The 15,030-nt window shown below is 45.0% G+C and carries 10 protein-coding genes and 1 other annotated feature; of the genes, 1 reads left to right on the plus strand and 9 read right to left on the minus strand.

Features of this window, described 5'->3' with window-relative positions; translation table 11 throughout:
• Positions 1 to 48: 48 nt before the first annotated feature.
• Complete coding sequence (locus tag AC27IJ_RS03720; protein ID WP_487147535.1) at positions 49 to 2,328, minus strand: YhgE/Pip domain-containing protein; 2,280 nt, start codon at positions 2,326 to 2,328, stop codon at positions 49 to 51.
• A gap of 229 nt (positions 2,329 to 2,557) precedes the next feature.
• Here AC27IJ_RS03720 and AC27IJ_RS03725 point away from each other — a divergent pair, with 229 nt between their 5' ends.
• A complete protein-coding gene (locus AC27IJ_RS03725) occupies positions 2,558 to 2,692 on the plus strand; it encodes a transposase (RefSeq protein WP_312448139.1) in 135 nt (44 codons plus the stop codon).
• Between the two features lie 143 nt (positions 2,693 to 2,835).
• On the opposite strand, the gene rsiV is transcribed toward AC27IJ_RS03725, so the two are convergent.
• The 8 genes from rsiV to AC27IJ_RS03765 form a co-directional block, all read right to left on the minus strand.
• Positions 2,836 to 3,705 carry an anti-sigma-V factor RsiV gene (gene rsiV / locus AC27IJ_RS03730; RefSeq protein ID WP_312503385.1) on the minus strand — a complete coding sequence of 290 codons (870 nt, stop codon included), beginning with the start codon at positions 3,703 to 3,705 and terminating at the stop codon, positions 2,836 to 2,838.
• A 20-nt stretch (positions 3,706 to 3,725) separates the two neighbouring features.
• Complete coding sequence (locus AC27IJ_RS03735; protein WP_312503386.1) at positions 3,726 to 4,205, minus strand: sigma-70 family RNA polymerase sigma factor; 480 nt, start codon at positions 4,203 to 4,205, stop codon at positions 3,726 to 3,728.
• Between the two features lie 115 nt (positions 4,206 to 4,320).
• Positions 4,321 to 5,061 carry an RNA polymerase sporulation sigma factor SigE gene (gene sigE / locus AC27IJ_RS03740; protein ID WP_312448081.1) on the minus strand — a complete coding sequence of 247 codons (741 nt, stop codon included), beginning with the start codon at positions 5,059 to 5,061 and terminating at the stop codon, positions 4,321 to 4,323.
• A gap of 28 nt (positions 5,062 to 5,089) precedes the next feature.
• Positions 5,090 to 5,983 carry a sigma-E processing peptidase SpoIIGA gene (locus AC27IJ_RS03745; RefSeq protein ID WP_312448083.1) on the minus strand — a complete coding sequence of 298 codons (894 nt, stop codon included), beginning with the start codon at positions 5,981 to 5,983 and terminating at the stop codon, positions 5,090 to 5,092.
• Positions 5,984 to 6,225: 242 nt separating this feature from the next.
• Positions 6,226 to 8,865, minus strand: coding sequence for a valine--tRNA ligase (locus AC27IJ_RS03750; RefSeq protein WP_312503444.1), 2,640 nt, complete (start codon positions 8,863 to 8,865; stop codon positions 6,226 to 6,228).
• 152 nt (positions 8,866 to 9,017) lie between these two features.
• Positions 9,018 to 9,242 (minus strand) — a binding site (T-box leader).
• Positions 9,243 to 9,280: 38 nt separating this feature from the next.
• Entirely contained in the window at positions 9,281 to 10,096 is an 816-nt protein-coding gene (locus AC27IJ_RS03755; protein ID WP_312448084.1) for a hypothetical protein, read from the minus strand.
• Complete coding sequence (locus tag AC27IJ_RS03760) at positions 10,093 to 11,316, minus strand: DUF5716 family protein (protein ID WP_312448086.1); 1,224 nt, start codon at positions 11,314 to 11,316, stop codon at positions 10,093 to 10,095. Before AC27IJ_RS03760 ends, AC27IJ_RS03755 begins: the two co-directional genes overlap by 4 nt.
• A 16-nt stretch (positions 11,317 to 11,332) precedes the next feature.
• Positions 11,333 to 14,905: a DUF5717 family protein gene (locus tag AC27IJ_RS03765; RefSeq protein ID WP_487147540.1), complete on the minus strand. Its 3,573-nt coding sequence runs from the start codon at positions 14,903 to 14,905 to the stop codon at positions 11,333 to 11,335.
• Positions 14,906 to 15,030 lie beyond the last annotated feature (125 nt).

The raw sequence follows: 15,030 nt of genomic DNA on the forward strand, positions 1-15,030 counted from the left end.
CTTGATTCCTCCTATGAAAATTATTTATAACAACACCTGTTGGTGCTATCATCCATCTTCCTGTTCCTTCTTTCGCTTCTGTTCTCTTCTGCGGAAACGTTCATTCTGGATTCCCAGAATAAGAACTGCTACAAAGAGAATTCCTATCATCACGCTGCTCCCTGACGAAAGCCCCTGTGTCATAAATAGGGAGTTTCTTCCAATCAGCTTTTTCTCTTTTGTTTCCACCGGATTGGTGATCAGCTCATACGCAGCGGTATTTGCTACACTCCCATTTCGGGTATAAGGTAGCTTTTGAGTAAATCCAGAAAGAAGAGATTCATTTTCTTTATTTAACTGCCCTCGTTTTTCTCTCGCTGACTCCAGCACAGAAGCTAAATTAATTTCCGTGCCTTCATAAGCTTTTTCCAGACCTTCCTGCAAGGTATCAATATCCGCTTCCCTGTCCTCTAACAGCTTTTGTATTAATACTGTATCCCCTTGAGCTTTCTGATTGACTTCTTTTTCCACCTTTGACAGTTCATGATTCACAACTTTAGAAAGCTGACCGTTCTCTTCCTGCCCCATTCTTTCAAAAGGCCGGAATTCTTCCTGCTTTTTCTGATACTCAGTAAAAGCCCGGGTAAGCAAAACGAGCTCCTGGGAGAACTTTTCCTGTAAGTAGTCTTCCTGCGTAACCAGCTTTTGCTCGATGTCTTCTTCAAAGATCATTAAGAACCACTCCTCCGGAGAATCCCTGAAATTATCGATTTCTGAGATTCTGTCCTGAGTGTATTCTTCCATTTGTCTACTAATTTCTTCTTCTATATCCATCAAAGACCCCTGATATATCGGCATCATTTCAAAATAACCATGAATGTAAGCCTCAGCTTCAGGACTGCCCATCACAGGGTTTGCTCTACTTGCCAATACAACTTCTTCCTTAACTGCTTCCTCATCCATACAGTTCTGCCAGACTATCCACAAAACGTCTGACAAGCAGTCTCCTAAATCCAAACTCTCCAGCTCTTCTTCAATCCGTTCATAAATACCACCAACAAATGATTTTACCATGGAGAAATCACGGTCCAGCAGCCATTCTCCCATCTCAGACTCTGGGCCCGATGGAGTTGCTTCCGATGGGCTTGCTTCTGATGGTGTAGCTTCCGACGGGCTTGCCTCCGATGGGCTTGCTTCTGACGGTGTAGCTTCCGACGGGCTTGCCTCCGATGGGCTTGCTTCTGATGGAGTACACTCAGACGGAGTTGCTACCGATGGGGTTGCCAGTTTGGAATAATCAAGGGAACTCTTCCATTCCATTAATTCCTCCTGGTATGCCTCCCTTTGCCGCTCCTGCTCTTTCCTGATTTCAGATAGCCAGGTATTTAAATTATTTCCTTCTGCCGAGTCATCAACAGAATCGTGGCGGGCAATCCACTGAAATGCTTCCTTGATACTGTTCCTCTCTTCCACGATTCCGGCATAGTACTCTTCCAGTCCTGATAACAACTGATTCTTTCCTTCCGCTAGGACCGGATCTCCCCTTTCATCCTCTAAAAACGTAATTTCTGATACCATCGCTAAAAAATTATCTTCTGCTTCAATGACCAGTTTCTGTTCTTCCATAAGCTTATCAAGATCTTCCTTTGCAATAGATGCATAGGAATCATAACGGGCCTCCATTTCATCCGCAGCACTGGCAATCAGCTCCCTTTCATTTCCAAGCTGGATTTCCCCTGGGTATTCCCTGGCAGGCTTCAGTTCTGCAAAGGCAAGCGGTTCCATAAGCGCTTCTGCGGCAATTGTAAATAAATTTTTTGCATCTTCTTGATCATGCTTCATGACTGTTTCTGCAGATTCCTGGCCTTTATGGAATTCTTCTAGAATCGAATGCAGATATAAATAACTGACATCGGTATTCAGCTTTATTTCAAATCCCTTTAAGTCATAAATGACTTCGGATACAAGATCCTCCCGTAAGTTTGGATTAATGGCATACTCCAAAACAGCTTTTTCCGGACTGGTGTTGATGCTAAAGACATTCTCAGAAAAGGAAGACGGGATCAGCACATAAGCTGCATATTTTCCATTCTCGACCCCGTTTCTGGCCTCTTCAAAGCTGGTATTAGAAAAATAATCACTGGTAAAGCTGACAAGCTGAGTTCCATAATTGACCGCTTCGCCTTTCACTAAAATTCCCTGGTCTAAATTGACCACAGCAATCGCCCGGACCGTTTCTTTTACCATAACAGGCTCTGCCTTTCTATTTTTTCCGAACTGCAGTCCTGCATAAAATATCAAAAAACCAAATACCAGCATCACAGCAAGCGAAATCATTCGTTTTTTCATGAAATGCAACACCTCTCATGGTTAATTTGTTTTATTTTTGCTTTTGCCAAAATAAATATTCTGGGTATACTCCAAACATTCCTCCAAAATATTTCATATTTCCACTTACTGTGTATCTCCCATTTTATAACTTTTTTTCCTTTTTTTACCAATTGCTGTTATATTATAATTTTATCAATCAAATAAATATTCTGTCAAACACTGTTGGGAACATTAAAAGACCAATTGAATACATAAGTATGATTCTTCCAAAGGTTGTTGGTCGTTCCGACGTTTTCCACTTCGTGGAAAAGATAAAGTAAAAATTGAATGGAGCTTGCTGTCAATTGCCCATAATATTACAAAAATGGCATTGGAGAGTTAAATCACCAATGCCATTTTTATAAATATATCATAGTTTTGAAAAAGAAAAGGATGCCCCTTCCTATGAATGCTATTCCTTGAGTTTTCAGTATTTCTTTCTATTTTCTGGTGAGTCATCGGTGACTCAGTTCCCAGACCTTCCGGTTAAAATCCGGTCACGGCTTTTGGTATAGTGAACTCCACTGCGCCCATGTATCCCGGCGCCACTTCATATTCGTCAAATACGATCACGATTTCCCCATTCTCATTAAAGTAATAGCTTTCATCCCCGGTGATCTGCTTGAATTCATCCATGTAATCCTCTCCCGTATTATAAAAATACATCTTGGAATCATCCGCAGCCATTTGTTCTTCCATCTGTTTTTTGATGTTATCGCTAATCGCAGTAATGTAGTCGGTCTTATCCTTCATCAGATCCTTTAAGGACACCACATTTCCTGTTCCCTTATCAATGGTAAAAATCTTTACATACTCCGCTCCGCTGGCCATCACAACCGTTGTATTGATCCGAAGGGAAAGGTAATTATCGTTGTCTGTCACAACATCATAGCTGGATGTTACGGAATAGTGGCCGTCACCTGCCTGATCTCCTGCCACCTGTTTTTCATATTCTGCAATCAGCTGATTGGCATAATCTTCAATAGAACGGTTAACCTTGTCGTTATCCTTTTCATTGATAGAAACCTTTGGGATATCTATTTTAGCCTCATAATTCTTATTAGCATCCTCAAAAGTACGGAATGTAACAACCTTTGCGATTGCGCCTAAGACCGGGATATCTTCCATTGCATTGGCGGTAACCGGGCTGGCATTTGCCATAATTACAATAGCCGCCATTGCAGCCGCCGCTGTTATTCCTGTTCGTTTTGTCATTTTCATCATCTGCGTTCTCCTCTTTTCTTTTTTTGCTCTTTCAATTCCTGCCGCGATGCCTGCACGGGCAGCTTCCGGCACAGGAATATTATGGTACCTATCTTTCATCCTTATCAATTTTTCCTTGTCACCGTTTTCCATAATAACTGCTCCTTTCTATCCTAAGTAGCCTCCGGTTCCAGTACGATCTTCAGTTTTTTCAGCGCCCGGTAAAGCCTGGCCTTGACTGTACTCACGTTCATTTCCAGAATTTCAGCAATCTCTTCCAGTTTCCATTCCTCCATATATTTTAAAATCACGATTGTACGGTCCTTTTCCTCTAATGAACTTAAAAGCTCCAAGGGATCATCCTCCTTATAGCTGTCTTCATGCGGAATCTCCACCTCATCAAAGCTCACGCTTTCCTTTTTCTGCTTCCTCAAAAAGTCAATGGATGCATTTATGACGATCCGGTGAATCCAGGTCGACAGAAAAGTTTCTTCTCTCAGTTTCCTGCATTCCTTTATTACCCGGTATGCACTCTCCTGAACGATATCCAAAGCATCCTGTTCATTTTTTACATAGCTGTACGCAAGCCGGTAATAGGATTCATAATTTTTCAAAAGGATCCGTTCTGCCTCTTCTTCAATCTTTTGTTTCATCTTCTCCTCCTCTCTGGGGTTCTATCTATTAGACGTATTATAACTCAAAAAAGTTTCATTATTTACAAAAAAAGGAAAGACTCCCCGGAGCCTTCCCTTTTTTCAGTCATAATTACTATTCAAACCGCACAATTTCTTTTTTCAACCTCTTCATAATCTTCTTTTCCAGCCTGGATATATAGGACTGGGAGATGCCCAATAAATCTGCCACTTCCTTCTGGGTCATTTCCTCTCCTTCCTCATCCGTTAATCCAAACCGCAGCTCCACGATCTTTCTCTCCCTTGGGCTCAAACGGCTGATGGCGGTATTAAGCAGGTTCCGTTCCACCTCGGTTTCTAAGTCCTTATATATGACATCCTCCTCCGTTCCGAGAATATCTGATAAAAGGAGTTCGTTGCCATCCCAATCCACATTTAAAGGCTCATCAATGGAAACCTCCATCTTGGTCTTGTTGTTCCGGCGCAGGTACATGAGTATTTCATTTTCAATGCAGCGGGAGGCATAGGTGGCCAGCTTGATGTTTTTATTTGGATTAAAGGTATTAATGGCCTTAATGAGTCCTATGGTACCTATGGAAATCAAATCCTCCACACCAACACTGGTGTTATCAAACTTCTTCGCTATGTATACCACAAGGCGGAGATTATGTTCAATCAATTCTGATTTCGCCCTCTGATCTTCATCACTGCCAAGGAGTGCAATAATCTGCGCCTCTTTTTCATTGTCCAGGGGCGGAGGAAGGATATCTGCTCCACCTATGTAATGGATCTCCCCCTGAGAAGGCATCATCAACGCTTTAAATGTTGGAATTGCCTTAAACTGAAAACGGTTTGGTACGGATACTTTTATAATCATGCGATAATCTCTCCTTTACATCATTCACTCACTCTTCATGCAGCAGCATCTGATATTCTCCATTTCTGGATAATGCCTTTTTGCATACGGCCACCAAAGGCCGTTCAATCACCTTCACTTCATCCCCTTGACGTACCTCCATCTCGTCTAGAAAGATTCCGGGCAGCATACCGTCACTTTTCCCAACACTTCCATAGGGAATGTAGACGACCTCCGACACACTCTCGCAAAGCTCCCGGACAGCCTCGTAGGTTACAACATGGACGATCCGGCGGCTTACCGGTTCATACAGCCTGTTTCCTGTATCAAGCAGGGCTGTTACTACCTTTTTCTTTCCTCTGTAATGCATGGTAACTTCATAAAAATTGTTCTTTCCCTTTAGCATGGCGGAAATCTGCCGAAGAAAGCAGCGAATTCCAAAGTAAGTGCCCGCTGCCAAAAAAATCAACCGGTAAAATGGTATAGCTTCCTGACCATTTCCTCTAAGAATCTGTTCTATATAATAGCCGGCCTTCGTATGTTGATATAGGGCATCCATAATGCCTGCCGTTGTAACTGCAGCCAGATAAAGAGCGCCTACTGCTTTCCCTATTTCCTTTGGTCTTTTTATGTCGAAAGCCGTCATCACCATAAGGGTACTCACTGCCAGATAGGTAATTATCAACTCAAGCCACAGAGGTAAATATGGAAAGGCGGCAGCAAACACAGCCCAAGCTGCCCCCAAAATAGCCCCAAGAATCATTCTCCACCATATGAGACGATACTTCATCCCCCGTCTTACAATGGATAATACCAGGAAATCCATGGCAAAATTAGTTAAGAACAACACATCAATATACAGGTTTATTTCCGTCGCCGCTTTCACCTCCTGCCCTGTACGAACATTATAGCCAGTAAGCCATTCAGAATTTGTCAAAACCATGGGGATGATTCCTATTTTTTATCGCCTTTTTCCATCCCGTCACGGCATTTGCCGACAGATTCTTACAGACCACACGTTCCCCTTTTGTCCATTCCTTCTCTCTTCCTGACAAAAGGGCTAAAATAGAAAAGGACGCTTTCCTCGGTGCTGTGCAACAAAAAACAGCCGGACACAGCATTTTCTGCCATGTTCGACTGTTTTTCACATTCTATTCAAGATTGTCGATTTTTCATGATGGAGATTTAAGAGAGCTGAGAAAGCCTCTCCTTCACCTGATCCATCATCTGAGCATATTTCTCAAGCTTTGCCTTTTCCTCTTCAATCTTGGCTGCCGGAGCCTTGCTTACGAACTTTTCGTTATTAAGCATACCCTCAACACGGGCCAGCTCCTTGCTTAAGCGCTCTTCTTCCTTCTTTAACCGTTCTATTTCTTTTTCAATATCCACCAGTTCAGCAAAAGGCATGTAGATAACGGCCTGATGAATGACCGCAGATACGGCATCGTCTGCTATGCCTTTCTTATCCTTCTGTAAATACACTTCACCAGCATAACCCAGAGTGGCAAAAAACACCTTGCTGCGTTCAAAGATATCAAGAATCTCCTGATTCTCAGAAACAACATAAACCTTTGCTTTCCTGCTTGGCGGAACGTTCATGGAAGTTCGTACGTTACGGATTCCTCTTACCGCCTCCTTGATGGTCGTGACCGCATGCTCCTCAGTTTCAAAGTTCCAGTCTTTCCGGTACTCTGGCCAGTTGGAAATCATGATGGACTCCTCTTCATCCTGAAGGTTGCAGAAAATTTCCTCGGTGAGGAACGGCATGTAAGGATGAAGAAGCTTTAAGGAGTTAATAAGCACGGTTTTCAGGGTCCAGATGGCCGCTGCCTTTGTCCTGTCCTGATCTTCCCACAGCCTTGGCTTCACCATCTCAATATACCAGTCGCAGAATTCCTCCCAGATAAAGTCATAAACCTTTTGAAGGGCAATTCCCAGTTCATATTTATCCAGGTTTTCCGTCACTTCCTTTGCCAGGGAGTTCACCTTGGACAGGATCCATTTATCCGCAATGGTAAGTTCTGAAAGCTCTGCCTTTGCCTCCGGCACCTTCTCAATATTCATCATAATGAAACGGGTAGCGTTCCATACTTTATTGGCAAAATTTCTGCTGGCTTCCACGCGCTCCCAGTAGAAACGCATATCATTACCAGGCGCATTTCCGGTGATTAAGGTCATGCGGAGGGCATCGGCTCCGTACTTTTCGATGACCTCCAGAGGATCGATTCCGTTTCCTAAGGATTTGCTCATCTTACGGCCTTCGGAATCCCTTACCAGGCCGTGCATCAGCACCGTATGGAAGGGGAGCTTTCCGGTCTGCTCGATTCCCGAAAATACCATGCGGATTACCCAGAAGAAAATAATGTCGTAGCCGGTAACCAGCACATCGGTTGGGTAGAAATATTTTAAATCCTCTGTTTCCTCGGGCCAGCCTAAGGTGGAGAAAGGCCAGAGAGCGGACGAAAACCAGGTGTCAAGGGTATCCTCATCCTGGGTCAAATGGGTTCCTCCGCATTTGGGACATACTGTGGGATCTTCTTTTGACACGCTGATCTCCCCGCACTGGTCACAATAATATGCCGGGATACGGTGTCCCCACCAAAGCTGTCTGGAAATGCACCAGTCACGGATATTTTCAAGCCAGTGAAGATAAGTTTTATCAAATCTTTCCGGTACGAATTTCAGTTCTCCTGTTTTTAAAGCCTCAATTGCCGGCTTTGCCATCTCTTCCATCTTGACGAACCACTGCTGCTTTACCATAGGCTCTACGGTGGTCTTACAACGGTCATGGGTTCCTACCGCATGGGTATGGGGAACCACCTTCACCAAAAGACCCAGCTCCTCAAGATCCTTCACAATGGCCTTTCTGGCCTCATAACGCTCCATGCCATGATATTTGCTGCCGGGAAGGTTGATGGTGGCATCGTCATTCATGACGTTGATTTCAGGCAGGCTGTGTCTCTTTCCTACCTCAAAGTCATTGGGGTCGTGGGCCGGGGTAATCTTCACACAGCCGGTACCGAATTCTTTATCTACATAGGAATCTGCTACCACCGGTATATTGCGGCCTGTAAGCGGAAGCTCTAACATCTTTCCGATAAGATCCTGATAGCGCTCATCTTCCGGATTAACTGCCACCGCAGTATCTCCAAGAAGGGTTTCAGGTCTGGTGGTTGCAATCTCCACAAACCTGCCTTCTTCTCCTGCAATGGGATAATTGATATGCCAGAAGAAGCCGTTCTGGTCCTCATGCTCCACTTCCGCATCAGAAATGGAAGTCTGGCAAACCGGACACCAGTTTACGATACGGGAACCTTTATAAATATAGCCTTTTTCATAGAGCCGGATAAAAACTTCCTGTACGGCCGCTGAACAACCTTCATCCATGGTAAAACACTCTCTGTCCCAGTCGGCAGAGGATCCCATCTTATGAAGCTGGTTGATGATCCGCTCGCCATATTCTTTTCTCCAGTCCCAGCATTTTTCCAGGAAGCCTTCCCTGCCCAGTTCCTCCTTGTCAATTCCCTGCTTCTTTAAGCTTTCAATGACCTTTACTTCTGTAGCAATGGCCGCATGGTCCGTGCCCGGCTGCCATAGGGCCTCATAGCCCTGCATCCTCTTATAGCGGATCAGAATGTCCTGCATGGTGTTGTCTAAAGCATGCCCCATGTGTAGCTGCCCCGTAATATTAGGAGGCGGCATTACAATGGTAAAGGGCTTTTTATCCTTGTTTGGTTCTGCATGGAAATACTTCTTATCCAGCCATTTCTCATAAAGTTTGCCTTCAATCTCTGCCGGATTATAGGTCTTCTCCAATTCTTTCATCATGTTCTCCTTCCTGCTGACCGCCATGTATCCCGGGCTTATAGGTATGCCCTTGGGCGGAATTGCGCATCCAAATCGGAGCGCTTTTGTATATCAGAAAATTCCAAAGAGATTTTTCAGTATACAAAAAAAGCCCTCTGCATCGTTGGGATGCAAAGGGCGAATCAACGCGGTACCACCTTTATTCATATGGCAGATCCTGCCATATCTCACATAGCCTGTAACGCGGCCACACGTGAAAGCTTACTGAATGATTAAATTTCAGCCTTCCGGTTCTGAAGCTACCTTCCGCATACACTGCCTTAACCGTCTTTCAGCCGGTGAACGGTTCTCTCTTTCAGGGTTATAAGCGTACTCCTCTTCTTCTCTACCTTTTCCTTATACCTTGTAATGATAGTGTTTTTTTATGGTTTTGTCAAGACATAATATTCCGGTATTCCTGTTTCCATCTCTGGATAAGCTCGCCGGCTCCCTGCAAACGCTTGATCGGGTCCTTTTGAAACAGCTGTTCAAGCTCTTTAAGGCTGACCGCCCCGGCTGCCAGCGCCTCCGCCTTTTCTTTTTCTATTTCGCATTCCTGCCTCATTTCATCTGTAATGAGAGCCTGAAACCGTTCATTTAACACCAGACCCGGATTCCACTGGGCCAGATGGCATATTCTTTTTAGAATCTCAACATTTTTCACTAAGTCAAAGGATTTCTGGTAGGCCTGGCAGGCTTTGTCCGTCATAAACAGCCTGGCATAAGCTGCTCCCAGATTATTATATATTTTAGCCCGGAAGGCGTCATCCCCCCGGTCACCCTTTGGAAGATCCAGGATCTTCCGGTATTCTGACTCAGCCTTTCCATATTGCTTTCTGGAAAACAGGTAATCCGCCTTTGCCTTTAAGAACTCCTGGACAGGCATCCGACGGTAAGTGGTCAGATTCTGCCGGAACCGGCCGACCTCAGAAGCAGTATAGTAATCACATTCGTGAAGGATCGTGGCAAGAAGCTCATCCGGTTCCTCACCGCTTTGCTGCCATTTTTCCAGCTTGGCAGCCAGAAAAGCCATATCCAGATCTTCTCTGATAAACTGGATCAGGTTATTATCCACAAATTGATCCATGACCAAAAGAGGATTATTATAAATCACATAGCAAAGCTCCTGGGATGAAAACAAGCGTACTCCCAGGCCTTCAAAATAAAAGGGATGTTTAACCGGCTCCTGCCGGCAAAGAATCATACTCATAGCATAACCTCTTGCCTTATCACGGCCTCTGTGGCCGGAAATATTTCACCAAAACCCTTGTCTTTTAGTACCACTGCCATGGTTTTCTCATCCAAAAACCCAAAGCTGATCCCTATCCGGAGGTTTTTGTCCACCCGGTTCGGAAATCCTTCCAGTGGGATCTTCACCAGCCGTTTCTGCTTTGGATCCATGGGCGTTACCATGAATTCCACGTAATCCTGATGATCCACGATTAAATCCACGCTGCTCTTTGCTTCATACCAGTTGTCCCCGGCTGCAGCTACTACCAGCTGGCTTTCCCGTTCCTTATGAAGCACCTTCATGGAAATGGTGGAATGAAGCCGCCCCTCACAGATGCAGGTAAAGGGATAAGAGGTCTTTTCCTGAAGATAATCCATTCCCTTAAAAGCTGCGCCCCTGGCAAACAGCTCCGGTTCCATAAAGACCTTCCGGCGGGAGCAGAGTATCTTCATGGAATCTCCCGCCCAGTCATGACGCTCAAAGCCCTTTCCCGTCAGGAATACCGATGAAAATAATTTCTTCTGGAGAAGCCTGTCCGCGCAGGAGCTTAAGATTTTATCCGCCAGCTTTCCTCCGGAAGGCGTATCTAAAATATCCAGATTAAAACTTTCCTCTAAAGCCTCATCCTCTGCGATCACCACCATCTTCCGAAGGCCTCTCTGTACCTTAAGCTCATGATAGTGAAAAGAGTCTTCCGATAAGTCAAACACGCCTACCTGGTTGCTCCAAACTTCTTTCTTCTGGCTGAGAACGTAGTATACAAAGCTTTCCGTATGGCTTATGATGTGCACACGATCCCTTGGAATCTCTAAGTAATCCGCACAATACATAAGAGCATCCATCAGCTTTACATCCACCTTCTGCATGGTGATCACCAGCTGTTTCACCTCATCGCAGAAAAACTCTTCCATGGGAAGCTTTAATATCTTCTTTAAAAACATCTTTAAAAGGTCAAGACCTTCGTATTTGGTTCCGCCCAGGGTCGCGGTTCCCTCTTTCCTAACCATTTTTATCAGCTTGTCTATTATGATGCCCTCGCCTACAAGAGTATAGGCGTAAGCCTCTTCTCCTACAAACCAGGCATCTTCATCCTTTTTCCTGCAGATCACTGTAGGAAAGCACCATGATTTTTCCCTGTCATGGCAGCATATGCGGGTATAGGCATCGCAAAGGTCAAGCCCTATTATCAGTCCGTCCATTGACAGCCCCCTTATCTTACATCAGTGGAAATAATTCTTCCGCAGCAGCATTCTTTTGTAAATACTCCTGCATCCGATTTTTGAGCCCGTTTTCATCCTTTAAGTTTAAGGACAGACTCATTTCATTTAAGCAGGCAAACTTGCTGTCCGAAGCCTCCCGTGAGATTCCGGTATCACAGCTTACACTGCCTTCTTTTTTAAGAACCCACGCTTCCTCAATCAGCTCTCTCACCCGGTATTCCATGATCTCGCCTTCAAACAATATCTTCTGCTTGACGAAAACTCCCTGGTACATCCGGGAAATATCCTCACTGTGAAACTCTTCTTCATCGGGAAGAATTCTGACTAACAATTCCACCTTGGAATCCCGGTCCCCACAGTACTGGATCATGGCTTTATCCATAATATCCTCCGGCATGGGAATACATTTTGACAGATCCTTTAAATACGGGAATACAAGACCTTCTTCCAGCAGGAAGGAAACCGTATTCCGGCACAGCTTCTGCTGCTCTTCGTCAAGCGCAGGAAGTTTAGAATAATACTTTGTTATGGCCAGCAAATAAATGGTGGGAAGACGGCCTTTTACAGAAGCTGCCTGGACCGTTCCTTCCAGATAAGCGAAAACCTTTTCCTCCGGCTCCTTATCCTCCATAAAATATTCTGTACATTTTATGGTAAAATAAGCCTTCACAATCATGTCACCGGTTTCCTTGCGGCTCCGGTAAAGGCCAAACACCTTGTCAAGTTTTGAGCTGCATCCGGAAAACATCATCTGTGCCGTCAGGCGTTCTTCCAGATCGTATGTTTCCACATGCTCGGAAACTCCCTTCATAAGCACCTGATACATCTGATCCGTCAAACCGTTAAAATGCTCGCACAAGTAGTCAAGGATCACGCCATCACTTTTTCCTTCCTTGAAAACATCGTAAGCCAGATGTAAAAGCAAAGGATCCTCATCAAATAAGTTCTTAAGTATCATTTTCGTACACAGTTCATAAAGCCGCTCCGTCCGGGTTCCTTCGCTGCCGAATTCCCGTATCATTAAGAACGCCTCTTCCATGTGGTTGTTATGGATGAGCGTATCACAGACGTTTATCCGCTCCTCCTTGGATAGGACCTTTTTATCCAGCTTAACCAGATATCCGGCTCCTTCTTCTCCCTCTTGACCGTCAGACGCCTGCCTGCTGTAAAACTCGATGACTTTGGAAAGAAGAAGCTTCTGATAAATAGGCCGCAGCTTTTTATCCTCCAGCGTACCTTCTAAGATCTTCACCTCTTCTATATCCGAAGCCCCGTCCGCCAGAATCCTTTCGCATGCCCGAAGCCGGAGCATGGAATGCTCCGGATACACCTCAAAGCACCGTTCTTCCAGTTCCGGGCGGTCCATGACCGGCTCCTTTTTATAGGGAATGGTGGCATACCGGTTGCCAAAAGCATCCTGGAAAAGCAATATGCTGTGTTCTGAAAACAAAGGTACATAGGCGACGCCATTATCAAGAAGGAATGCATCCTCCTCTGCCATTTCCTCATAGCACACAATGACATACTTCATATTCTTATTGCTGCATTCTACCCGGTAGGACCGGAGTATGGAGGGCAGCACCTTTGCCATGGGAAGATCGATCACATCCTTTAGTATCATCCGCTCATAAATCCCGGCCAGCTGCTTGTCAATCCTTGATTCAAACAGCTGCTCCGTAGCAAACTTCTCGATCGTCCGCTCATAGGCCTGATATAGAGGGTCGGTCGGCTCTAAATAAACCAGGACATTCTTATAAAGGACCGCCCTGCTGTGAAGATCCAGCTCATTTCCTCCATAGGAAAAATAAAGGAGCACTTCTTTCGGGAGGAGATAACAGTAATTTCCCGGCAGAGCATACAAATAATATTCATACAGCCGGGTCAGGCTGATCCCGGCCTTTACCCCTTTCTCGTACCAGGCAAAAGCTTCCGCCATGCGGCATTCCCCTTTGATTAACAGGGCGCAGATCGCCTCAAGCACCTCTTTTATGGGATGCTCCTCATAAAGCTTAACCAGCATCCGGTATTGAAGCCGGTTAAAATACTTTGCCGCCAGGGTAAGTCTGGATATGGCCACAGCCAGCTTTTGATCCACAATCCCCTTTCCGGCGCAATGGGAAAGGATCTGAATCTCCATGGGCCCCATAGCCCTTATAATCTCCGGTGAACGGTTTAGCACCCTGCAGCCCCAGACATAGAAAAACGGGCTTCTGACGCCCATATGAAACTGCTTTTTCATCATGGCCAGCAATGCGGGCAGATTCTCAAACAGCTTGTCATCTAGTTTTATAAGCAGCAAAAAAAGCCAGAAGAGCCTTCTATCTTCTTCCAGATATTTTTTCATGAGGCGGATTAAGGATTCCTTCTGGTACTCGTCAGGCTGCACCTTTAAACGCAGGAACTGGTAATAACAGTAAAGCTCCCTTTTTTCCTGGCGTTCTTTTAGGATTTCATCCCTGCACTCGTCAAGGAGCAGCGCCGCCTTGGAGGGATTTCCCTGTCCAAGGAATATCTCAGTCCGGAGCAGCTTAAGAAGGCCGCTTTCGCCCTTCATCAGTTCAATTTCGTCGAGGGCCTTTCCCATCTCATCATATAGAATACTTATATCCTTCTGCCCGTATTCTTCTTCCAGGCGAAGCCGCAAATACCGGCTAAAGGCTTCTTTTGCAAAAGCATCTTCTGCGGATACTCCTCCTCCGGGGTTATTGACCGCCATAACTGGGATGATAAAACGTTCTTCGATTCCGGTTATTAGAATCCTTCCGGAATTCTCTCCCTGATGCATTCGTTCCGGGTGAACCAGAAACATTACCCTGCATTCCTCTTCGTCAAAATCCTGTTCCCCGATGTTTTTCTTTGGCAGCTCTATAAAATCACAATCCGTTGTAACATCCAGGTTCACATAGCCCCAGCCGCTGCGCTTTATGAGCACCCAGTCCGTTACAACTTCCTCTAGTTCTCCAAATCTCCGCTCCTCGGTTTCCGCCCATAACTGGACCGGTTTTTTCACCTTTAAAGCGGTCAGAAACTCTTCCAGTTCCTTCCTTCTGTCAGGCCTTCCTTTTAATCCGTCGTAGATTGCCCTTACATGAAGGTCCTTCATAAAGGGAGCCGTGGCAAAATCCCGGTACTCAAACAAACGAAGAGCCGTATCCATATCTTTTTTAGCCGTATCTGCAAAATCCTCTGCTGTCTTTAAATCACTCAGCGCTTTCCCTGACGTGCTCAGTTCCACGCAAAAAGAATAAGGGACTTCTCTCTCGCCGCCATTGGTAACCAGATAAAAAGAGCCCTTAATCACATCTCCATCTTCCAGGTAACTGCTGTTTATCTCATAGACCAGATGGTTATATGTTCCGCCAAACGCTCCGCTTATGAGTCTGACACGGAAATTGGACGAATATGCAAGTCCTTTTATATGTAAATTATTCTCACTGGTAACGACAAGTTCCCGCCTGGTGGCTCCGCCTGAACGGACCACATCATCAATTTCCCACGGTGTCACCTTAATCTTTGGAATCTCTGAATCAATGATGCCCTTTGCCAGCCTGTTGATCCGTTCTCTCATAGTACCACCTGTATCTTTAATTTCCTTATCTTATTTAGCTTGTTTGATTTTAATTACTCTATATTCTAACATATTATCTATTGATTTAAAACCCTAAAATTGGTATGATAAAATAAAAACTGTGA

The organism is Lacrimispora sp. YZC11 (assembly GCF_057543815.1).